The following is a 21,329-nucleotide window of genomic DNA, read 5'->3' on the forward strand; positions in this document are numbered from 1 at the left end:
CGCCCGTGAGCGACGAGCCGGCGGCCCGTCCCGCGGGCGACATGTCCCGCCGCGCGGGCGCCGCGGCGCGCGCCGCGCTGCGGTCCCTGCCCCGGCGCATCCGGCTCCGGCAGGGCATCTCGCGGGTCCGGGTCGCGTTCTGGCCGATCGTCCAGGCGGCGCTGGCCGCGGGCGTCGCGTACGGGATCGCGGTCGTCGTGCTCGGGCACACCCAGCCCTTCTTCGCCGCCGTCGCCGCGTGGGTCTGCCTCGGCTTCAGCTTCGATCGCGAGCTGCGGAAGGTGGCGGAGGTGGCCGCGGGCGTGGCCCTCGGCGTCGGCCTGGGCGACCTCATGGTCCACCTCATCGGGTCGGGCTGGTGGCAGATCGCGCTGGTGATGGCGGTCTCGGCGCTCCTCGCCCGGTTCGTCGACCGGGGCCCGCTGGTGACGATCCAGGCGGGGGTCCAGGCGGGCGTCGTCGTGGGCCTGCCGGCGTCGGTCGCGACCAACGGCGCGTTCGGTCGGTGGACGGACGCCCTGGTCGGGGGCGGCGTCGCGCTGCTCGTCGCGCTCCTCACGCCCGGCGACCCGCGGCGGCGCATCCGTGACCTGGCGCAGAGCGCGACCCGGGAGCTGGCCCTGACGCTGGAGTCCGTCGCGCTCGGCCTGCGCGACGGCGACGCCGACGAGCTCGCCGCGGCGCTGGTGCGCGGCCGGGCCGCCGAGAAGTCGCTCGAGGAGTGGCACGACGTCGCGACCAAGTCGGACGAGATCGCCCGGGTGAGCGTCAACCGCGTGCTCAGGGCGGAGATCACGCGGCTCACCGGCCAGGCGGTGCTGGTCGACCGGGCCATGCGCAGCGTGCGGGTGCTCGCCCGGCGTGTCCCGGCGACGCTCCGCTCGCTGGGAGAGCTGGGGGAGGAGGGGAGCCACCGCGTGACGGCGGCGCCCCTCTCGGGCGGGCTCCCGCCCCCGCCGGAGGTCGACCCGACCGCCGACCCGGTGGCCGACCTCGTCGTGCGCCTCGCCCACGGCGTGCGGCTGCTCGCCGCCGCCCTCGGCTCGGGCACGGGCCTGGGGCAGGCGCGCGACGCGCTGCTCGACGTCGCGCGCGACGTCGACCCGCGCACCGTGGGCGAGGGGCACTGGCAGGTGCAGTCGCTGGTGCTGCTGCTGCGCTCGCCCGTCGTCGACCTGCTGGAGGCGGCGGGTCTGCCGCCCGAGGAGGCGCGGGACGCCCTCCCGGAGATGTGACGCCCGGGGAGGACGGACCGTGCCGAGGTAGTACCGAACCCGCCGAGGTAGTACCTGTCAGCGGCGCTCGACGGCGTCCGTGTCGTCGGCGAGGAGCTGGTGAGCGAGCTGTTCCACGAGCTCGTCGACCTCGGGCTCGTCGCCGCCGGGCCACTCGGCGACGTACCGCCGCAGCCGCTGCCGCTCCGCCTCGCGGATCGACTCGGCCACGACGTCGCCGTCGGGGGTGGCGAGGACCGCGTCGCCGTCGACCTCGACGAGGCCGCGCGCCTCCAGCGCCTCCGCGACCCGCCGCACCGTCTCGGGCGAGACCTCCGTGCGCTCGGCCATGAGCTGCACGGAGCGCTTCCGCTTGAGGGAGACGCGCGTGACCATCCACGCCTCCTCGGCGGTGAGGTCGTCGTCGCGCGAGATCGTCTCGTACACCTTGAGCGGGTCGAGCTTGCCCACCCGGCGCCACAGGATGAGCCGCAGCTCGTCGAGCGACGTGCGGGCGGACCCCAGCCCGAACGACTCACCGGCGGCCTGCCCCGCGCTGCCGGGCCCGTCACCGCGGGTGGCGCTGCGCAGCTCGACCTCGGGCAACAGCCACGTGAGGACGAAGGCGAGCGCCGCCACCGGTACGGCCCAGAGGAAGACGACGTGCAGCGCGCCCGCGTAGGCGTCGACGAACCAGCTCTGCACCTCGGGCGGGCACTGCGCGAGCGTCTGCGACGAGGCGGACAGGGCGGCCGGTGAGCAGGGGCCCTGGGCGGTCGCCGGGACGGCGGTGGTGAGCTCGGTGCCGAGCCGGTTCGCGAAGACGGTGCCGAACACCGCGACGCCCACGGACGACCCGATGGTCCGGAAGTAGGTGGCGCCCGACGTGGCGGTGCCGAGGTCCTTGTAGTCGACGGCGTTCTGCACCGCGATCACCAGGACCTGCGTGACCATGCCCAGTCCGGCGCCGAGCACGAACATGCTCAAGCCGGCCTGGAGCGTGCTCGTGTCCGGGCCCATGAGCGAGAGCAGGTAGAGGCCGACGGAGGTGATCGCGGTCCCGAGGATCGGGTAGATCTTGTACCGCCCGGTGCGGGAGATGAGCTGCCCGGACCCGATGGACGTGAGCAGCATGCCGAGCATCATCGGCGTCATCTCGAGGCCGGACTCCGTGGGTGTGGAGCCCTTGACGGTCTGCAGGTACAGCGGCAGATAGGTGATCGCGCCGAACATCGCGAACCCGACGACGAATCCGACGACCGCGGCCACGGTGAACACCCTGCTGCGGAACAGGTGCAGCGGCAGCACCGGCTCGGGGGCTCGCCGCTCGACCACGACGAACGCGACGATCCCGAGCACGGCGGCCGCGATCATCGCCCACACGGCGACGGAGTCCCACGCCCAGGTGCTGCCGCCCAGGCTCGTGACCAGCACGATCGCCGTCGAGACCGTGGCGAGCAGGATGATGCCGGCGTAGTCGACCTTGGGCTTCCGGCCGGCCTCGATGTGAGGGAGCACGGAGGCGACCACGAGCAGCGCGACCACGCCGATGGGGATGTTGATGTAGAAGACCCAGCGCCAGTCGAGGTTGTCCACGAAGAAGCCGCCGAGCAGCGGGCCGGCGACCGACGAGACGCCGAAGACGGCGCCGAAGAAGCCCTGGTACCTGCCGCGCTCGCGCGGCGGGACGACGTCGCCGATGATCGCCTGCGACAGCACCATGAGCCCGCCGCCGCCCACGCCCTGGACGGCACGCCACGCGATGAGCTGGCCCATCGTCTGGGACGTGCCCGACAGGATCGACCCGACGAGGAAGATGAGGATGCAGGCGATGAACAGCGCCTTGCGCCCGTAGAGGTCGCCGAGCTTGCCCCACAGCACCGTGGTGGCCGTGCTCGCGAGCATGTAGGCCGTCACGACCCAGGACAGGTGCTCCGCGCCGCCCAGGTCGGACACGATGGTGGGCAGCGCGGTGGCGACGATCGTCTGGTCGAGCGCGGCGAGCAGCATCGCGAGCATGAGCCCGCCGAAGATGGCCAGCACCCTGCGCTGCGGCAGGGCCTCCGGCTCGGCGGGTGGTGCGCTCGGTGCTGTGGCCATCGCGTGCCCTTCCTGTCGGGCGGACGACGGCGTCCGCACGGTGAGCAGGTCCCCGCTTGGCAGGCTCGCACGGTCTTCGTCGGAGGGCACGGCGAACTACCCCGACGGATCGCGTACTCCCTCGGCAGCCCGGGTACTCCCTCGGCAGGAGGTGGGGCTCGTGCAGCACCTGTTGTCGTCGAGTAGTTGATGAGATACAGTAATTGGTGTGATGCAGCGAGCTGAACCTTCGACGGCGGACGACGCGTTCTCCGCCGACCTGCTGCGTGGTCACACCGACACGATCGTGCTCGCGACGCTCCGTCGCGGGGACCGCTACGGCTTCGAGATCTACAAGACGATCCGCGACGCCACGGGCGGTGCGCACGAGATCAAGGAGGCCACGCTCTACGCGACGTACCGCCGTCTCACCAAGGACGGCCTGGTCGAGGCCTACTGGGGCGACGAGTCCCAGGGCGGGCGCCGCAAGTACTACCGGATCACGGACGCCGGGCGGGCCGTGTTCCGGAGCAACGTCGCCGCGTGGGTCGCCACCCGCGACGTCATCGACTCCCTCCTCAGCACCGGTACCAGCACGGGCACCAGCACAGACAAGGACACCTCCCGATGACCACCGTCCACCGCCTCCTCGACGACGCGTTCGCGGGCGTCGAGCCGTCCCCCGAGGTCCAGGACCTCAAGGAGGAGATCCGGGCGAACCTCGAGGCCCGGGCCGCCGAGCTGCAGGCCGGCGGCGCGTCGCCCGACCACGCCGCCCGGCGCGCGTTCGACGAGCTCGGCGACGTCCGCGCGCTCGTCGCCGACGCGCAGGCGGACGTGGCCGCCGAGACCGGCGGCGCCCCTCGCACCCCGATGCAGGAGGCCTTCGCGGCCGCCCAGCAGCACCGCGTCCGGCCCCGGCCGCGCTTCGTGCTGGGCATCGTGCTCGCGTCCCTCGTGTTCGCGGCGCTCGTCGCCGTCTGCGTGCTGGCGGCGCTCGACGTCTTCGCCCTGCCCGCCCTTGTCGTCGCCGCGCTCCTGCTGACGGCGTCCAGCGCGGCTGGCTTCGTCGTCGGCTCCTCGCTCTCGCAGGAGACGTCGACCAACCACCCGATGCCGTCGAGCCGCGCGGGCGGCTACTACCTGGCCACCGGGCTCACGGTCCTCGCGCTGCTCCTGGCCGTCTTCGTGCTGCTCGGGGCGTTCGACCCGTGGATGTATGTCGTCGCGGGGGCCGCCCTCGTCGTGGGCGGCGTCCTGTTCACGATGCTCGGCGTCACGCAGACCAACCGGAAGAAGGCGTGGGTGCGGGACGTCGCGCGGGCCCACGCCTCCGGGCACCACTTCGACCGCTTCGACCACGACCCGGCCGCTGCCGCGCGGTTCGGCGTCTACACGGTCGTCATCTGGCTGGCGGCGTTCGTCGTGTTCGTCGTCCTCGGCCTCACCGTCGGCTGGGCGTGGTCCTGGCTGACTTTCGTCGTCGCCCTCGCGGTGATGATGCTCGTCCTCGCCCGGATGCTCTTCCGGTCGACGGAGGAGCAGCAGAAGCAGTAGCAGCAGAACGGTCCCGGGCGACTGCCATCGCCCGGGACCGGTGGCTCGGGTCCGGTGCACGACCGCACCACGAGACGCACTCCCACCCTAGGGCGTGCACCGGACCCTCCGACCCCTGGACCATCCAGCAAGGAGGAAGCATGTCCACCCCGACCCTGTCGGCGCCGGCGATCGAGGTCGCCGGCCTGACCAAGACCTACGGCTCCGGCCGCACCGCCGGTCGAGGCGCACGCACCGTGCGCGCGCTCGACGGCCTCGACCTCGCCGCCGCTCCCGGCAGCGTGCTGGGGCTGCTCGGCCCGAACGGCGCCGGCAAGTCCACCACCGTGAAGATCCTCGCGACCCTCTCGGCCCCGGACGGCGGGACCGCGCGCGTCGCGGGCCACGACGTCGTGCGCGACCCGGCCGCCGTCCGGCGCGCCATCGGCTACGTCGCGCAGCGTCCCGTCACCGACCCGATGGGCACGGGCCGCGAGAACCTCGTCCTGGCCGGCCGGCTGCAGGGCCTCGGCGCCCGCGACGCCCGGTCGCGGGCCGGCGAGCTGCTCGAGCGGTTCGGCGTCGCGCACGCCGCCGACCGGCTGGTGAAGACCTGGTCCGGCGGGATGGCGCGCAAGCTGGACGTCGCCGTCGGCCTCGTGCACCGGCCGCAGGTGCTGTTCCTCGACGAGCCCACCACGGGCCTCGACCCCGAGGCGCGCGCCGCGATGTGGGCCGAGATCGAGCACATGGCGGCCGGCGACGGCATGACGATCCTGCTCACCACCCACTACCTCGACGAGGCCGACCGCCTCGCCGACCGGGTCGTCATCGTGGACGCGGGCCGCGTCGTCACCGCGGGCACCCCCGACGCGCTGAAGGACGAGCTGCGCGGCGACGGCGTCACCGTCGAGCTCGACGACGTCGCGGCCGCGGCCGCCGCCGCACCGGTCGCCGCGCGCGTGCCCGGCATCGTCGACGTCGCCCCCGACGGGCGGACGCTGCGCGCACGGGCCGACGCGGGGGCCACGGCGCTCCCGGCGCTGCTCGCGGCGCTCGACGCCGCGGGCGTCGACGTGCGGGCGGCGGGTCTGTCCCGGCCCACGCTCGACGACGTCTACCTGCGGCACACCGGCCGCAGCCTGGAGGCGGCCCACCGGGCCGCGAGCGGGACCGCCGGCAGCGCCGGCGCCGAGGCCACGGAGGTGGCGGCATGAGCACCGCGACGATCGACCCGACCACGACGCGCCGTCCGGCCCGCCGCACGAGCGCACTGGCCCAGGCCGCGCTCCTCACGGGGCGGCAGGCCCGGCAAGGCGTGCGCATCCCCGTCTTCATGGTGATGAACCTGCTGCAGCCGATGATCTGGCTGCTGCTGTTCGGGCAGCTCTTCCGGTCCGTCATCGAGATCCCCGGGTTCGCCGGGGGAGCGGACGTCAGCTACCTCGAGTACCTCACGCCGGGCGTCGTCATGATGACGGCGATGGGCGGCGCGGCCTGGGCGGGCACCACGTTCGTGCAGGACATGGACCGCGGCGTCATGGATCGCTTCCTCGCCTCGCCGACCAGCCGCGGCGCGCTGCTGTCCGCGTCGATGGCCTGGTACGCGCTGCTCGGCTGCGCGCAGGCGCTGGTCGTCGTGGGTGTCGCGTGGCTCGGCGGGGCGCGGTTCCCGGGCGGCTGGGCCGGCGTGCTCGTCATGCTGGTCGCCGTCGCGCTGCTGAGCTGCCTGTTCGCGGCGCTGTCGGGGGCGGTCGCCCTGCTCACGCGGCAGCAGGAGGCGCTGATCGGCGTCTCGCAGCTGCTGACGATCCCGCTGATGTTCCTCTCGTCGGCGGTGATGGACCCGGGCCTCGCGCCGGACTGGATCGCCACCGCCGCGCGGTACAACCCGTTCGACTGGGCGGTGGTCGTGGCCCGGGACGCGCTCCAGGGCTTTGCCGACCCCGGCACCCTGTGGCTGCACCTGGGCCTGCTCGCCGCCGCCGTCGCGGTCATGGGCGCGCTCGCGTCGTCGGCGTTCCGCGCCTACCGCCGCGCCATCTGACGCCGAGGCAGCACGAGATCCGCCGAGGTAGTGCGACCTCGGCGGATCTCGAAATACCTCGGCGTGGGCTTCCCTGTTCCGCGACCCTGCGGGACGGTACGGTCGTCGGTCATGGAGGTCTCCGTCAGCGCGCTGCGCGCCGAGCTCAAGTCGTGGATCGAGAAGGCGCGGGCGGGCGAGGAGGTCGTCATCACCGAGCGGGGGGTGCCGGTCGCCCGCCTGTCGGGGGTGCAGACCGCCGACCTCGTCGCCGGGCTGGTGCGCGACGGCCTGCTCACGCCCGCCGCGACCGAGCGGCCGGTGCACGCGGTGCCCGACGACGACGCCGTCGCGCGGCCGGCCCCGCGCCCCGCGGCACGGCCGGCGTCGCGCATGTCCGACCTCGTGCGGCGCATCCGGCGCTGACGCCGTTCCCGCCCCGCCCGACCGCCGTCACGGAGAACGGAGCAGGATGGCCCTCGTCTACTTCGACGCCAGCGCGCTGGTGAAGCTGTGCGTGCACGAGCCCGGCTCGGCGCTGGCGAGCGCACTGTGGAACCGCGCCGACGTCGTCGTCTCGTCGCGCATCGCCGACGCCGAGGTGCGGGCCGCGCTCGCCGCCGGCGAGCGGGCCGGCGTCCTCGACCCGCTCGCGCGCCGGCGCGGGACGGCGATCTGGGACGAGCTGAGCGTCGGGCTGCACACGCTCGAGGTGACGCCCGAGGTCTCCGAGCGCGCGGCCGAGCTGGTCGCGTCGTGCCCCGTGCCGCTGCGCGGCGCCGACGCCCTGCACGTGGCGAGCGCGCTCGCCGTCGCGCACGAGGACACCGTCGTCGCGGCGTGGGACGAGCACGTCGCGGGCGCCGCCCGCTCCCGGCGCCTCCGCGTCCTCCCGTAGGCTCGGCGGGTGATCTCCGCCGCCTTCGGATCCTTCCAGTACATCGTGCTCGTCGTGCTCGCCGTCGTGGTGTTCGTCGTGCAGCTCGTCGCGTTCCTCGACGCCGCCCGCCGGCCGGCCAACGCCTACGTGTCCGAGGGGAAGCTGAAGAAGAACATCTGGCTGATCATCCTCGGCATCGCGGCCCTCATCGGGCTGTTCGGGCTGCCGCCGATGCTCATGACGGCCGGGTCGTTCTTCAACGTCATCGCCGTGACGCCCGCGATCATCTACTGGGTCGACGTGCGCCCGCGGATCCTGCCCTACGGCACGGGCGGGGGGCGTCGTCCTCAGGGCCCGACGGGCGGCTGGTGACGTGGTCGAGGTGACGACGCCGGGCCCGAGCGCGCCCGTGGCGCGTGGCGCGGCCCCGCTGGCCGAGGTCGTGCGGGGGGACCTCGTGGAGTCGGTGCACCTGGGGCACCTGGTGGTGCTGGGCCCGGACGGCGTCGTCCGGCTCGCCCTGGGCGACCCGACGACGACGATCTGGCCGCGCTCGTCGGTCAAGCCGCTGCAGGCCGTGGCCATGCTGCGCTCCGGCCTCGACCTGCCGGACCGCCTCCTGGCGCTCGCGGCCGCCAGCCACAGCGGTGCCCCGGAGCACCTGGCCGGGGTCCGCGAGATCCTCGCCGGCGCCGGGCTCGACGAGTCCGCGCTGCGCAACGCGCCCGACCTGCCGCTGGGCCGCGCGGAGGCGCTCGCCTGGCAGGAGGCCGGGCACGGCCCGGAGCAGATCGCGCAGAACTGCTCGGGCAAGCACGCCGCGATGCTCGCGACCTGCGTCGCGGCCGGCTGGGACGCCGCGACCTACCTCGACGTCGACCACCCGCTGCAGCGCGCGGTGCGCGAGGCCGTCGTCGGGCTGACGGGCGACCCGGACCCGCACGTCACCGTCGACGGCTGCGGCGCGCCGCTGTTCTCCACGAGCGTGCTCGGGCTGGCCCGCTCGTTCGGCCGGCTCGCGTCGGCGGCCGCCGACGGCACCTCCGCCGACGGCGGGCGGATCGCGCGCGCGATGGCGCGGCACCCCGAGATGGTGGCGGGCCGCGGGCGCGAGGACACCCTCGTCATGACCGCCGTGCCCGGCGCGATCGCCAAGATCGGCGCGGACGGCGTGTGCGCGGCGGGCCTGCCCGACGGGTCGGCGGTGGCTTTCAAGATCCTCGACGGCGGCGACCGGCCGCGCCCGGCCATCCTCGCCGCGGCGATGCGCGCGGCGGGGGCGGCCGGCGTCGCGGGGGCGGACGCCGCCGCGCTCGACGCCGTCGGCGTCACGCCGGTGCTGGGCGGTGGCGCCCCGGTCGGTGCGGTGCGCCCGGCCTTCGTGGCGGACGTCGCATGAGGGCCGTGCTGCAGCGCGTGTCGAGCGCGTCCGTCACGGTCGCCGGCGAGGTGGTGGGCGCGATCGACCGGCCCGGCCTGCTCGCGCTGGTCGGCGTGACGCACGACGACGGCGCCGCCGAGGTGGCGACCGTCGCCCGCAAGATCGCGGAGCTGCGGATCCTGCGCGACGAGCGCTCCGTGACGGACGCGGGCGCGCCGGTGCTGGTGGTCAGCCAGTTCACCCTGTACGGGGACGCGCGCAAGGGCCGCCGGCCCACCTGGAACGCGGCTGCACCCGGCCCGGTGGCGGAGCCGCTGGTGGACGCGGTCGTGGCCGACCTGCGGTCGCGCGGCCTCGAGGTGGCCACCGGGAGGTTCGGCGCGGACATGGATGTCGCCCTGGTGAACGACGGCCCCGTGACGATATTGGTGGAGACCTGACAAATCGCTGACCTGCGTCTTCGCGCAATTCTCGGGGCGATGCGGCAGAGTGGTGCCGCCGAGCACCGAGGCCCGGCACGAGACGGGAGGCCGACGATGACCTCGATCCGCGACACTGCGCCGCCCTGGCAGTCCCCGTCCGGCGCGCGTGCGCGCCCGGTCGCGCCGCAGGTCGTGCGACGGGTCTCGGAGCTCGTCGGCGCCGACCCCGAGGCCCTCGCCCAGACGCTCGGCCTGCTCACCCCCCACCAGCTCGCCGGCGTCGCCGCGCTGCCCGACCCGCTCCCGGTGACGGCCGCGGTGCGGGCGGCCGCCCTCGACGGGACCGCCGGCGCGCTCGACCCCGAGGACCGGCGCCTGCTGCTGACCGCCGGGGTGCTCGTCCTGGACCGCGTCGACGTCCTGCTCGGCGCGACCGGCGCTCCCGTCGAACGACTGCTCGCGCCGCCGCTGGCCGGGCACCTCCAGCTCGCCGACGGCCGGTTCCGGGTCGCGGACCCGAGGCTGCGCGCCGTCGTGCACGAGGACGCCGACCTCACCGAGCGCACGGCCGTGCACGCCGCCCTGGCGACCGAGCTGGAGCGGGTGGGCGAGCCCGGCGCGGCGCGGTGGCACGCCGCGCTCGCCACCCTCGCCGGCGACCCGGCCCTGGCCGACGGCCTGGTGCGCCTCGCCCGGCAGCGGCTGGGGCAGGGGTGCGCGGTCGCGGCGCACGCGATCGCGCGCGAGGCGGCCAGCCACGGCACCGGAGACGTGCGGGCGCGGGCGTTCCTCGTCGCGGGGCGCGCGGCGCTGCTCGCCGGGCACCTGCGCGACGCCGCCGGGTGGCTCGAGCGGGTCGCGAGCACCGGGGTGGCGACGGTGCAGGAGGACGCCGAGCGGGCCCGCGACGCGGTGCTCGCGCTGGTCGACGCCCGGCCGCTCGACCGCGCCGCGGGAGCATCCGCCCCGCGTCGGGGCAGCACCGCGCCGCTCGACGCGGACGACGACGACCCTCCGGGCGTCCGGCTCGCGCGCCTCGTCGTGCCGGTCGCCCGCGCCACGGTGTCCTCGGCGGACCGCGCCGTGCTCGCCGCCGTGGTCGAGGCGCTCGCCCGCCTCGACCGCTACCCCCGCGAGGCCGACGAGGTCCTGGCGCGGGCCGTCGTGACCGCGGTGCCGTACCGCGAGACCGCCGCCTGGGCGGGAGCCGACGGGCTCTCCCCGTTGGCGGAGGCGCACCTGCGGGTGGTGCAGGCGCTGGTGCTCCTGCGCGGCGGCGACGCCGAGCAGGCGGCCCGGGTGCTCGACGACGCCGCGGCGCGGCTGCCGCTGTCGCACGTCGTCGGCGGGCTCGCGGCCGAGGTGGCACGCCGCACCGGGGGCTCCGACACCCTCGCCGCCGGGCTGCGCGCCGTCGGCCCGGACCCGGTGCCCGCGGCGGTCGCCGCCTGCCGCGACCTCGGGTGCCTGCGCCCGGCCGCCGTGCCGTCGCTGGTGGTGAGCGCGGTGCGGACGTGCCGGGGCGGCCCGGACGGGCTCGCCGACGTGTGGGCGCGCTGGGCGGACGTGCTCACGGCGCGGGAGCTCGACGTCGCGCGCCTCGTCGCGGACGGCCTGGCGAACAAGCAGGTGGCCGACCGGCTGTGCGTGTCCGTGCGCACCGTCGAGGTGCACCTGGGGCGCGTGTTCCGGAAGGTCGGCGTGAGCTCGCGCGCCGAGCTCACCGTGGTCGCGCTGCGGCCCGCGTCGTGACGCCGACCTGACCCGACCTGTCCGTGCACATCAGGAGGGCGGTGTCAGTGGTCGGTGCGATGCCGACGCGCGACGCCGACGGCGACGCCGCCCGCGGCCACGAGCGCGGCGGCCGCGGCGACCAGCCCGGCGACGCCGGCGCCGGTCTGCGGCAGGAAGCCCGACGCGGGCGGGGCGGCCGCGGGCGGGGCACCGTCCGCGGGCACGGCGGCGGGGACGGTCGTGCCGGGGGTCGGCTCGCCGGGCTCGCCGGGCGGCACCGTGCCGGGCGGGTTGGTCGCGCAGCTCGGCGACGACGGCGGGTAGGCGGCGGTCATGGTGAGCTCGGGGTTCACCTCGAGCTTCACGTCCACGGACGGGCGCACCCAGTCGAACTCGTCGCCCTCCACCCAGACGCCGTTCTCGAGGCGCCAGCCGGGCCAGTCGAGCGGCGCGCCCGACGCGTCCACCACGGCGCCCGGCCACAGGACCCGGCCGCTCATCGGGAGGTCCGCCTGCACGACGTCGTCGCCGCCCGGGTTGAGCCACGTGATGGTCACGGTGGTGTTCTCGGTGCCCGTGGCGGTGACGGCGTAGCGGAGGTAGGGCACGTCGCCGTCGCACTCGGGCTGGAAGATCTGTGCGGTGAGCGTCGGGACCTCGGGCGGCGGGTAGTCCGTGCTGCTCGGGCTGCTGCTCGGGCTGGGCACCGTGTCGGCGAGCGCCGGCGCGGCGGCGGCGACCGCGATCGCGCCGCTCAGGACCAGGCCGACGGCGGCGCCGGCGGCGGTGCGTGCGTGGGCCATCTCGACTCCTCGGGGGCGGTGCTCTCCGTGCTGCCTGGGTGCTGCCCGGGGCCCTCACGCTAGCCGCGCGGGCGTTCCGCGGACCCTGTCTCACCCGGGTGAAACCGCAGGCAGCGGGGCATCTTCACCCGCAGGTCGGGGCCTCGACGTCGAGCAGCCCGCCGGTCGTCGTCGTCGGGGTCGACCAGACCTCCAGCCGGCCGGGCGGCGTGCCGCCCGCGTCGTTCGTCGCGGTGCCCGGCGCCGCCGGCACGACCAGCCGCAGTGTGGTGCTCTCGCCCGGGGCGAGGACGACCGTGACCGTCTGGGTGGGCCGTCCGTGCGTGGTGCGGGCCTCGCCGCCGACGGCGGTCCCGTCGCGCTCGACGCGCGGGGCCTCGGCGTCGCGCGGCCCCGCGACGGTCACGGCAAGGCTGAGGGTGCCCGGCGGACGTGCTCGCCCGGGCAGCCCGGCGACGTACCAGGGCAGCGACGTGGCGGCGTCGGCGGGGGCCGTCGACGCGAGGGTCAGCTCGAGCGTGTCCACCCGCCCGCCCGCCGTGCACTCGCTGTCGACGACCTGCAGCGACGACTCGAGGTAGGCGGACATCTTCCCGGCCACGTGGTCGCCGAGGAACACGCCGACGGCGTCCGCGGCGCGCGGGGCGGCGGCGTACGAGCCGGCGATCAGCGTGCCCTCGAGCCGGGCCTCCTCGGCCGGGTCGGCCGACCAGACGCGGACCCGGTGCTCCCCGGCGGCGCGCTGCAGGCCGGAGAGCAGCGCGCCCGGGGAGACGCTTTCGGACGTCGCGCGGGCGAGGACCGCGGCAGCGGCGTCGGCGAAGAAGCGGTCGGCCGTCTCGGGGTCCAGCACGTCGTAGACGCGCCGCAGCAGCACGTCGACGGCGTTCTCGGCCGTCAGCTCCACGGAGTCGCGGCCCAGGGCCTCCGCCACCGGGCGGGACACGGGCACCCGCACGGGGCCGGTCTCCGCGAGGAGGTGCGAGAGCGCGACGGGGTCGGTCGCGAGGACGCCGTCGACCTGTTCGCCCTGCGCCCGCGCCCACATCTCGGCGGCCAGCGTGGCCGACGTCGGGAAGTCCGGGGTGGCGGTCACGTCCTGCACGAACGTGCCGAGGCGGCCCGTGTAGGCGTCCTCGTCGTCCGCGGACAGGGGGAGCACGGGGGAGCGGAACGGGCCGACCTCGGAGGAGCCCACCTGCCGCACCACCTCGACGCGCCCGTCGTCGACCCGCACCAGGATGAGCGCTCCCGGGATCCCGCCGCCCGGCCGCAACTCCGCGCTGTTCATGCCCAGGACGAGATAGGTGCGCGGTCCGTCCGCGCCGAGCATCGCCGGCGCGAGAGCGGCCGCGCGGTCGCCGGTCGCGACGGCGCCGGCGAGCTCGTCGACCCGGTCGCGCAGCGACGTGACCGGGTCGACGAGCTGCGGCAGCAGGGCCTCCGGGTCGACCGTGTCGAGCCGGGCACGCGACGCGTCGATCGAGGCCCGCGCCGCGACCATCCCCGGGGCGGCCGACCGCAGGGGGGCGAGGTCGAGCCCGCCGTCCGGGGTGCGGCCCGTGGCGGCCACGGCGTCGGCCAGGTCGGCCAGGGCGGGCAGCACGTCGTCGGTCACGTCGTCGAGCACGACGGCGACGTCGACGGCCGCCCCCGCCGACGGGCCGACCACGGGCAGGCGGGCGGCGAGCCACCACAGCGGGCCGTCGGTCGCCTCGCGCGCGATCGTGGTCTGCGCGCGCAGCTCCGCCAGGGCCGGGGAGGAGGCGAGCGTCGCCGGGGCGCCGCCGTCCGCCTCCGACCGGGCGCCGGCGCGCAGCTCCTCCGCCACGGAGGGCACCTCCGCGGCGGCGCGGGTGAGGGCGCCGCGCGCGGCGAGCGCGTCGCGGACCAGGAGCACCGCGCAGACGGCGACGACCAGCAGGGCCGCGACCGTGCCGAGCAGCACCCAGCGCACGGCGCGCCGTCGGCGGGGCGCCGGCGCCGCGGGCTCCGTGCTGGCGGGCGCCGCGCCCGTGTCGACGGTCATGCCCGCACCGTAGGTCCGCCCGAGCCCGGCGGAGGGATGAATCTGCGGGTGATGTCGGCGCGCGCGGGTGCAAGACCAGGGGGCGCGGCGACACAGTCGCGTCGAGGGGTGGCGCGCGCCCTCGCGCGCCCCAGGACCGCAGGAGGCCCGGTGGACCCGGACGAGACGGCGCGTGTCGACGACGACACGGCGTGGTTCGACGACCTCTTCGCCGCGCACGCGGGGGCGGTGCACCGCTACCTCGTGCGGCGCCTGCCCGCGGGCGGCGCGGAGGCGGAGGACCTGGCCGCCGACGTCCTCGCCACCGCCTGGCGCCGCCGGGCGGACGTGCCGCGCGGGGCCGAGCTGCCGTGGCTCTACCGGACGGCCGGGTTCGTGCTGGCCAACCATCGGCGCAAGGCCCGGCCGACGCCCGTCGCGGTCGTGCCGGAGGTGCCCGACGACGTCGACCCGGCGGCGCTCGCCGTCGACGACGACCGCGTGCGCGCGGTCCTCGCGCGCCTCTCGCCGCGCGACCGGCAGGTGCTCCTCCTCGTCGCGTGGGACGGCGTCGGCGGCGAGGGGCTGGCGCAGGTGCTGGGCGTCTCGCGCGGGGGAGCCGACGCTGCGCTGTCCCGCGCGCGGGTGCGGCTGCGCGCCGCGTGGGACGCCGAGGCGGCGGTCGACGACGGGGCGGGCGAGGACGGCGCCGCGGCGCAAGCGGGCGCGCGATGACGACACAGACGGGGTGCGAGACGCCCGCCGGGCCGGCGGGCCGCGGGGCCGGGAGGACAGCATGAGCCGCGACGAGGTACGCGAGGACGGCGACGACGAGGCGTTCGCCCGCCTCCGGGCGGCCGACCCGGCCGCGGGGGCGGGGGCGGTCGGTGCGGGGCTGCGGGCGAAGGTCGACGCCCGGCTGGCCGGTGACGGCGACGCCGCCGCCGCCGACAGGCCGGGGGACGACCTGACCGGTGACGAGGAGGGCGACGAGCTCGCCCCCCGCCGCGGGCGGCGCCGCACGCCGTGGCTGGCCGCCGCGGGCATCGTGGTGCTCGTGGCGGTGGGAACGGGCGGGTACGCCCTCGGCGGCGCGGCCGCGCCCGGTGCGTCCGCGTCCGCCGACGCCCCGGTCGTGCTGAACGGCGGCGGCCGGGCCGCCGGGGCGGCCGGCGACGACGCCGCGGCCGGCGGCGCGGCGGTGGGTGCCGCGGAGGACAGCGCGGGCGCGGGCGACGCCGCCGGGTCGTCGGACACCGCCTCCACCATGCCGAGCTGGGCCACCTCCGGTCGGGCCCTGTTCCGCGCGGAGGGGCTGTCCACCGAGGGCGGGACGGCGTCGGCATTCGCTTTCGACGCGACGGGCGTCGCCACCCGCGAGGGGGCCGCGCGGCTCGCGCAGACGCTCGGGGTCGAGGGGAAGCCGCGGTGGGAGTACGGCTGGTCCGTGGGCCCCCAGGACGGCAGCGGCCCGCACGTCTGGCTGTCCGCCGACGGCAGCGCGACGTTCGGCTACAACGACCCCGGCGCCGACCCGTGGCAGTGCGAGGACGTCGTCGCCCGCAGCGACGGAGGAGACGACGGGGGGGACACCGAGCCTGCGTGCGACGAGCCGGCGACGTCGTCCGTCGGCGACCGGGAGGCGCGCGACGCGCTCACCGACGTCATGCGGAGCCTCGGCGTGGACCCCGACACGTTCGAGATCGAGGTGGGCGAGAAGACCGACGGCGACCCCAGCCGCTGGGTCACCGCCTCCCAGGTGGTCGACGGCAGCCGCACCGGCGCCCAGTGGAGCGCCACCGTCGGGGAGGAGGGCGTCGCCTGGCTCGACGGCTTCCTCGCCACCACCGAGGACCTCGGCGAGTACCCCGTCATCAGCCCGGCCGAGGCCGTGCGGCGCCTGGGCGACCCCCGGTTCTCCGGCGCGGCCTGGCCCGTCGCGTACGCCGACGAGGAGGCGATGTGGGCTGCCGAGCCCGACGGGAACGAGCCGACCGAGGCCCCGGCACCACCCGCGGCCGGCGACCCGGTGGACTGGCCGGTGTCCGACGTCGAGATCACCGACGCCCGGCTCGGCCTGGCGCAGCAGTCGCAGGACGACGGCTCGGTCGTGCTCGTCCCGGCGTACGAGCTGTCCGACGCCGACGGCAACGCGTGGTCCGTCGTCGCCGTCGCGGACGAGGCGATGGACTTCTCGGCCCCGCGGTGAGACCCGTGGCGGACGCCGACGCGCGGGAGTGACCGCCACCACGCGGGCGCTCCCTGACGTGAGGTGCGGGTGCGCGCTACGGTCGTCGTGACCTGTCCCGGAGCACGAAGGAGATCTCCTATGTCCACCCGTACCGCACGCACCGCCTGGAACGGCGACATCCAGAAGGGCTCCGGCCGGGTCGAGCTCGCCAGCTCCGGCGTCGGGACGTTCGACGTCTCGTTCCCCCGCCGGACGGCGGACGCCGCGGAGGGTGTCACCAGCCCGGAGGAGCTCATCGCGGCCGCGCACTCGTCGTGCTTCGCCATGGCGTTCTCGCTCGAGGTCGCGAACGCAGGCGGCACGCCCGGCAAGACCGACGTGACCGCCGACGTCACCCTGACCCCGGCCGCGGGCGGCGGCCTCGAGATCTCGAAGATCAACCTCACCGTGGTGGGCTCGGCCGCCGGCATCGACGCCGACGCGTACCGCGCCGCCGCCGAGGCTGCCAAGGCCGGCTGCCCGGTCTCGAAGGCGCTCGCGGGAGTCGGCGAGATCACGCTGGACGTGACCTTCGAGGGCTGACCTCGAGGGAGTACGCGCCGCGGCGAGGAAGTGCCGCGATCGCCGACCTAGTAGCCCAGACGGCGAGGTAGTACGAGAGCTCGTACTACCTCGCCGTCTGGCGTACTACCTCGTGGGGTCCGGTACTACCTCGGCCTCAGCGGGCGGCGAGGGCCTTGCCGGCCGCGACGGCGTCTTCCTCGGCCTGCTTGGCCATGACGGCGGCGAGCTCGGCGAACCGGTCGAGCGCGGGGTTGACGCCGACCAGGGTGAACTCGCGCTCGACGACGGTGAGGTCCGCCAGCCAGAGGTCGGCGAGGATGCGGCGCAGGTAGTCGGTGTTGTGGTCCCAGCCCTCGCGCGGGGTGCCCTCGCCGAAGGCGCCGCCGCGCGTGGTGACGAGCACGGTGGGCTTGCCCTCGAGCGCGGGCACGCCGGTGCCGAACCCGACGGTCACGAGGTCGATCCACGCCTTCGCGTGCTGGGAGACGCCGTAGTTGTACAGCGGGAGGGCGAGCACGAGCGCGTCGGCAGCACGGACCTCGTCGGCCAGGGCGGCGGCGAGGTCGAGGGCGGCGCGCTGCTCGGCGGAGCGCTCCGCCTCCGCCACGAAGCCGGCCGAGGTCGCCAGCGCCCACGCGTCGGCGGGCAGCGGGTCCTGGCCCAGGTGCCGCGTGACGACCGTCGTCCCGGGGCGGGCGGCGGTGAGCTCGGTGACCACGGTGTCCGCCAGCGCGGAGCTGGCGGAGCGGTCGCCCTGGATGCTGGCGTCGAGGCGAAGAAGCGTCATGCGGTGGGGGTCCTCCGTACGGGTCCGTCGCCCGACGGCACGCGGGGGCGACTGTTGCTTGAGGAATCAACCCGACGGTAACCACGGGCGGATTGACCGTTCAAGTCGGCCTACCATGAGGCATGCCGACCGCAGCGACCGACGCCCCGGCCTGGCTCGACGACGACCAGCAGCGGAGCTGGTCCTCGGTGGCCGCGCTCCTCATGACCCTGCCCGCGACGCTCGACGCGCAGCTGCGCGCCGACGCGGGTCTCAACCTGTTCGAGTACCACGTGCTGGTGGCGCTCGGCGACGCGCCGGAGCGCACCCTGAGCATGTCCGACCTCGCCGCGCTCTCCCGCGGCTCCCTGTCGCGGCTGTCGCACGCCGTCGGGCGGCTGGAGCGCTCCGGGTTCGTCGAGCGCACGCCGTGCTCGGTGGGGCGGCGGCGGATGGAGGCCCGGCTCACGGACGCGGGATGGGACAAGCTCGTGGCGTCCGCCCCCGGGCACGTCGCCGAGGTGCGGCGCCTCGTGGTCGACGCGCTCGACGACGACCAGCTCGCGGCGTTCGGCGCGGCCGCCGACGTCGTGGTCCGCACGATCGACCCGGCGCTGGCGCGCGGCGAGCGCGTCCGCGGCTGCGCCGAGCCGTCAGCCGAGCAGGGGCGGTGAGCCGGCGCCGGTGCCGGCGATGACGCCCTCGACGGTCTCGCGGAGCACGTCGCGCGGGTCGTGGGCGGGCTCCCAGCGCAGCAGCTCGCGGGCGCGCGTCGCGTCGAGGACCACGTCGGCGCGGGCCATGTCGAACCAGCCCACGTCGATCGGCGCGAGCCGCAGCCGAGAGGCGACCGTCAACCCGGTCCGCGCGACGTCGGGCGAGACCTCGATGCTGCGGCCGCCGGAGAGCGTGTCGGCGAGGTCGGCCGACGTCAGCCAGCCCTCGGGGGCGAGGTTGAACGGCCCGGGGTGGCGGCCGACGACGACGGAGCGGTACGCGTCGGCGGCGTCGTCGACGTGCATCACCTGCAGGCGGAGCCCTGCGAGCGCGGGGACGGCGGGCAGCAGCGCGCCCTCGGGGGCGCGCTTCGCGGCGAGCCGCAGCGCGCGGGTGCCGAGCGGCCCCAGGAAGTAGCGCCCGAGCTCGGCGCCGGCCTCGCGCTGCAGCATGAGCGCAGGGCGCACGCGGGTCACGACCAGCCGCGGGTGCCGCTCGGCGACGCCGTCGAGCATCCGCTCCACGGCGGCCTTCTGCACGGAGTACGACGACGTGCGCACGCCGCGCCGCGGCCAGTCCTCGCGCACGAGGCCGCCGCCCGAGGGGCCGGGGGAGTAGACGCCGGAGGTCGAGCCGAACACGAGGTGCGGCACGCCGCCGCGCACGACGGCGTCGGCGACGGCCTGCGAGCCGTCGAGGTTGAGGCGTCGGGCCTGCCCGGAGTCGCGGGCGGACGGCGGCGCCCAGGCGAGGTGGATGACGGCGTCGGCCCCGAGGAAGGCCCGGTCGAGGCCGCGCACGACGGCGTCCGCCGTGTCGGTGAGGTCGACACGGACCCACTCGGCGGCGGAGTGGGGGAACGCCACGGTGCTGCTGCCGTCGGCGCGCGGCACGCGCCGGGCGACCCCGACGACCGAGGTCACGGCGGGTTCGCGGGCGAGTGCGCCCAGCACGGCCGTCCCGACGTTCCCGCTGGCTCCCACGACGACGACGCGCACGGTCCGACCGTAGCCGCGGCGGCGTCGCGGCGCTCGTGCAGCGCTCTCGTGTATCGGAGACACGGCGTGTATAGCCAACACGACGTGTATGCCGTACGCTCGTGTATGCCATACACAGACCGACCGAGGGGAACGGCCATGAACGACCCGATGATCGTGGTGCGGGGGCTGCGCAAGTCCTACGGACGCACCGCCGTCCTGCGCGGCGTCGACCTCGCCGTCCGACGCGGCGAGATCTTCGCGCTGCTCGGGCCGAACGGCGCGGGCAAGACCACCACCGTCAACATCCTCACCACGCTGGTGCAGCCGGACGGCGGCACGGCGACCATCGCCGGCGCCGACGTCGTGAAGCAGCCCGCCGCGGTGCGCCGCAGCATCGCGCTGACCGGCCAGTACGCGAGCGTCGACGAGTTCCAGACGGGGGAGGAGAACCTCGTCATGATGGCGGACCTCGCCCACCTGCCGAAGCGCGTCGTGCGCCGGCGGGCCCACGAGCTCCTGGAGCGCTTCGACCTGACCGACGCCGCCCGCCGCCGGGTCGGCACCTACTCCGGCGGCATGCGCCGCCGCCTCGACCTGGCCATCAGCCTCGTCGCCGACCCGGCCGTGCTCGTGCTCGACGAGCCCACCACGGGGCTCGACCCGGCGTCGCGCTCCCAGCTCTGGGAGGTGGTGCGCGGGCTCGCGGCCGACGGCACCACCATCCTGCTCACCACGCAGTACCTGGAGGAGGCCGACCGGCTGGCCGACACGATCGCCGTGCTCGCCGAGGGCACCATCGCCGCGCGCGGCACCGCCGAGGAGCTCAAGGCCCTCGTCGCCGGCGACCACGTGCGCGTGACGTTCGACGACGCCGCGAGCCTCGCCACCGCGCGCGAGCTCGGCGTCGCGGGCCTCGACGTCGCGGAGGAGGACCTCCGGGCGCTCGCGCTGACCTTCCCGAGCGCCGAGCCCGTCCGCGCCATCCGCGACGTCCTCGACCGGGCCGAGTCCCGCGGCCTCGCCGTCGCGGGCGTGAGCGTGGTCAAGCCCACCCTCGACGACGTCTTCCTGGCGCTCACCGGCCACTCCGCGCAGGCCGCCGGACGCACCTCCGGCACCACCGACCAGACCGCTCCCGAGGAGGCCCTGCGATGACCACCACCCTGGCCCCGTCCGCGCCCACCGTGCACGGCACGGTCCGCCCCGCGTCCGTGCGCGCTCCCCTGCGCGACGTCGCCACCATGACCCGGCGCGAGGCGCGCCGCTCCTTGCGCTCGATCGACGGGCTCATCACCGCGTTCGCGCTGCCCGTGCTGATCATGTCGGCGTTCGTGATCGTCTTCGGCGGCGCCATCTCGGGCGGCACCGGGGGCGAGTACATCGACTACGTCGTGCCCGGCGTGCTCGTCATGTGCCTGGGCATGAACTCGGCCACGGCAGCCACGGGCGTCGCCCAGGACATGACCACCGGGACCATCGACCGTTTCAAGACGCTACCCATCTTCTCGTCGTCGGCGCTGTGGGGGCACGTCATCGCGAGCGTCGTGCGCAACCTTGCCTCGGTGGTCGTGGTGCTGCTGGTGGCGATCGCGTACGGGTTCCGGCCCGAGGCCGACCTGGGCCAGTGGCTCGGGTTCGTGGGGTTCGCGGTGCTCGCCGTGGTGACGTTCACCTGGCTGTGCGTCGTGTTCGGGCTGGTGCTCAGTGTCGAGGCGTCCATGTCCGTGAGCATGATCTTCCTCTTCGTCCCGTACCTCAGCTCCGGCTTCGTGCCGGTCGACACCATGCCGGACTGGCTGCACGGCTTCGCCGAGCACCAGCCGTTCACCCCGATCATCGAGTCGGTGCGGGGCCTCCTCGGCGGAGCGCCCGACGCCGCCACGATCGTCACGGCGTGCGTGTGGCTGGTGGGCTTCCTCGCGGCGAGCGTCGTCGTGGGCGGCGTGCTGTACCGCCGCCGGACCGCCCGCTGACCTCGGTGGACCGTCGTGGGTGGGCTCGTGGCACCGTTCCGACGCGGAACGGGGC

General features: G+C 75.8%; 22 protein-coding genes. 17 read left to right on the forward strand and 5 right to left on the reverse strand.

Annotated features, from left to right (window positions below; translation table 11 throughout):
* Window positions 1-5: 5 nt before the first annotated feature.
* Complete coding sequence (locus ACFQ8T_RS08570) at window positions 6-1,235, forward strand: aromatic acid exporter family protein (protein WP_430546121.1); 1,230 nt, start codon at window positions 6-8, stop codon at window positions 1,233-1,235.
* A 57-nt stretch (window positions 1,236-1,292) separates the two neighbouring features.
* Here ACFQ8T_RS08570 and ACFQ8T_RS08575 read toward each other — a convergent pair whose 3' ends face one another.
* A complete protein-coding gene (locus ACFQ8T_RS08575) occupies window positions 1,293-3,314 on the reverse strand; it encodes a DHA2 family efflux MFS transporter permease subunit (RefSeq protein WP_430546122.1) in 2,022 nt (673 codons plus the stop codon).
* A 211-nt stretch (window positions 3,315-3,525) separates the two neighbouring features.
* Here ACFQ8T_RS08575 and ACFQ8T_RS08580 point away from each other — a divergent pair, with 211 nt between their 5' ends.
* The 10 genes from ACFQ8T_RS08580 to ACFQ8T_RS08625 all read left to right on the forward strand — a co-directional run bounded on the left by ACFQ8T_RS08580 (window position 3,526) and on the right by ACFQ8T_RS08625 (window position 11,290).
* Window positions 3,526-3,924 (forward strand): PadR family transcriptional regulator, encoded by a 399-nt coding sequence (locus tag ACFQ8T_RS08580; RefSeq protein WP_429766826.1) that lies wholly within the window; start codon window positions 3,526-3,528, stop codon window positions 3,922-3,924.
* On the forward strand, window positions 3,921-4,850 hold the full coding sequence (locus tag ACFQ8T_RS08585) for a permease prefix domain 1-containing protein (protein ID WP_430546123.1): 930 nt from the start codon (window positions 3,921-3,923) through the stop codon (window positions 4,848-4,850). The genes ACFQ8T_RS08580 and ACFQ8T_RS08585 overlap by 4 nt, the downstream gene beginning before the upstream one ends.
* 140 nt (window positions 4,851-4,990) lie before the next feature.
* Complete coding sequence (locus ACFQ8T_RS08590; protein WP_430546124.1) at window positions 4,991-6,046, forward strand: ABC transporter ATP-binding protein; 1,056 nt, start codon at window positions 4,991-4,993, stop codon at window positions 6,044-6,046.
* Complete coding sequence (locus ACFQ8T_RS08595) at window positions 6,043-6,876, forward strand: ABC transporter permease (protein WP_430546125.1); 834 nt, start codon at window positions 6,043-6,045, stop codon at window positions 6,874-6,876. Before ACFQ8T_RS08590 ends, ACFQ8T_RS08595 begins: the two co-directional genes overlap by 4 nt.
* A gap of 111 nt (window positions 6,877-6,987) precedes the next feature.
* Complete coding sequence (locus tag ACFQ8T_RS08600; RefSeq protein ID WP_430546126.1) at window positions 6,988-7,281, forward strand: type II toxin-antitoxin system Phd/YefM family antitoxin; 294 nt, start codon at window positions 6,988-6,990, stop codon at window positions 7,279-7,281.
* 46 nt (window positions 7,282-7,327) lie between these two features.
* On the forward strand, window positions 7,328-7,753 hold the full coding sequence (locus tag ACFQ8T_RS08605; protein ID WP_430546127.1) for a type II toxin-antitoxin system VapC family toxin: 426 nt from the start codon (window positions 7,328-7,330) through the stop codon (window positions 7,751-7,753).
* A 9-nt stretch (window positions 7,754-7,762) separates the two neighbouring features.
* A complete protein-coding gene (locus tag ACFQ8T_RS08610; protein ID WP_430546128.1) occupies window positions 7,763-8,107 on the forward strand; it encodes a DUF2516 family protein in 345 nt (114 codons plus the stop codon).
* 10 nt (window positions 8,108-8,117) lie between these two features.
* Window positions 8,118-9,134: an asparaginase gene (locus ACFQ8T_RS08615; protein ID WP_430546129.1), complete on the forward strand. Its 1,017-nt coding sequence runs from the start codon at window positions 8,118-8,120 to the stop codon at window positions 9,132-9,134.
* Window positions 9,131-9,556 (forward strand): D-aminoacyl-tRNA deacylase, encoded by a 426-nt coding sequence (gene dtd / locus ACFQ8T_RS08620; protein WP_430546130.1) that lies wholly within the window; start codon window positions 9,131-9,133, stop codon window positions 9,554-9,556. The genes ACFQ8T_RS08615 and dtd overlap by 4 nt, the downstream gene beginning before the upstream one ends.
* Window positions 9,557-9,652: 96 nt before the next feature.
* Window positions 9,653-11,290, forward strand: coding sequence for a LuxR C-terminal-related transcriptional regulator (locus tag ACFQ8T_RS08625; protein WP_430546131.1), 1,638 nt, complete (start codon window positions 9,653-9,655; stop codon window positions 11,288-11,290).
* A gap of 44 nt (window positions 11,291-11,334) precedes the next feature.
* Here ACFQ8T_RS08625 and ACFQ8T_RS08630 read toward each other — a convergent pair whose 3' ends face one another.
* Complete coding sequence (locus ACFQ8T_RS08630) at window positions 11,335-12,075, reverse strand: peptidase (RefSeq protein WP_430546132.1); 741 nt, start codon at window positions 12,073-12,075, stop codon at window positions 11,335-11,337.
* A gap of 124 nt (window positions 12,076-12,199) precedes the next feature.
* Window positions 12,200-14,104: a DUF4012 domain-containing protein gene (locus ACFQ8T_RS08635; protein ID WP_430546133.1), complete on the reverse strand. Its 1,905-nt coding sequence runs from the start codon at window positions 14,102-14,104 to the stop codon at window positions 12,200-12,202.
* 150 nt (window positions 14,105-14,254) lie between these two features.
* Here ACFQ8T_RS08635 and ACFQ8T_RS08640 point away from each other — a divergent pair, with 150 nt between their 5' ends.
* The 3 genes from ACFQ8T_RS08640 (at window position 14,255) to ACFQ8T_RS08650 (ending at window position 16,856) form a co-directional block, all read left to right on the forward strand.
* Complete coding sequence (locus tag ACFQ8T_RS08640; protein WP_430546134.1) at window positions 14,255-14,818, forward strand: RNA polymerase sigma factor; 564 nt, start codon at window positions 14,255-14,257, stop codon at window positions 14,816-14,818.
* Between the two features lie 61 nt (window positions 14,819-14,879).
* Entirely contained in the window at window positions 14,880-16,292 is a 1,413-nt protein-coding gene (locus ACFQ8T_RS08645; protein ID WP_430546135.1) for a hypothetical protein, read from the forward strand.
* Window positions 16,293-16,412: 120 nt separating this feature from the next.
* Window positions 16,413-16,856 carry an OsmC family peroxiredoxin gene (locus ACFQ8T_RS08650; protein WP_430546136.1) on the forward strand — a complete coding sequence of 148 codons (444 nt, stop codon included), beginning with the start codon at window positions 16,413-16,415 and terminating at the stop codon, window positions 16,854-16,856.
* 136 nt (window positions 16,857-16,992) lie between these two features.
* On the opposite strand, the gene ACFQ8T_RS08655 is transcribed toward ACFQ8T_RS08650, so the two are convergent.
* On the reverse strand, window positions 16,993-17,625 hold the full coding sequence (locus ACFQ8T_RS08655; RefSeq protein WP_430546137.1) for an FMN-dependent NADH-azoreductase: 633 nt from the start codon (window positions 17,623-17,625) through the stop codon (window positions 16,993-16,995).
* 122 nt (window positions 17,626-17,747) lie between these two features.
* Between ACFQ8T_RS08655 and ACFQ8T_RS08660 the strand changes: the two genes are divergently transcribed.
* Window positions 17,748-18,278: a MarR family winged helix-turn-helix transcriptional regulator gene (locus ACFQ8T_RS08660; protein WP_430546138.1), complete on the forward strand. Its 531-nt coding sequence runs from the start codon at window positions 17,748-17,750 to the stop codon at window positions 18,276-18,278.
* Here the strand turns inward: ACFQ8T_RS08660 and ACFQ8T_RS08665 are convergent.
* Complete coding sequence (locus tag ACFQ8T_RS08665; RefSeq protein ID WP_430546139.1) at window positions 18,258-19,319, reverse strand: NAD-dependent epimerase/dehydratase family protein; 1,062 nt, start codon at window positions 19,317-19,319, stop codon at window positions 18,258-18,260. The two genes, ACFQ8T_RS08660 and ACFQ8T_RS08665, sit on opposite strands and share 21 nt — an antisense overlap.
* A 138-nt stretch (window positions 19,320-19,457) precedes the next feature.
* Here ACFQ8T_RS08665 and ACFQ8T_RS08670 point away from each other — a divergent pair, with 138 nt between their 5' ends.
* Entirely contained in the window at window positions 19,458-20,456 is a 999-nt protein-coding gene (locus ACFQ8T_RS08670; protein ID WP_430546140.1) for an ATP-binding cassette domain-containing protein, read from the forward strand.
* A complete protein-coding gene (locus tag ACFQ8T_RS08675; RefSeq protein ID WP_430546141.1) occupies window positions 20,453-21,274 on the forward strand; it encodes an ABC transporter permease in 822 nt (273 codons plus the stop codon). Before ACFQ8T_RS08670 ends, ACFQ8T_RS08675 begins: the two co-directional genes overlap by 4 nt.
* Window positions 21,275-21,329: the final 55 nt, after the last annotated feature.

Origin of the sequence: Isoptericola sp. NPDC056618 (genome assembly GCF_042792715.1) — a bacterium.
GTDB lineage: Bacteria > Actinomycetota > Actinomycetes > Actinomycetales > Cellulomonadaceae > Isoptericola > Isoptericola nanjingensis.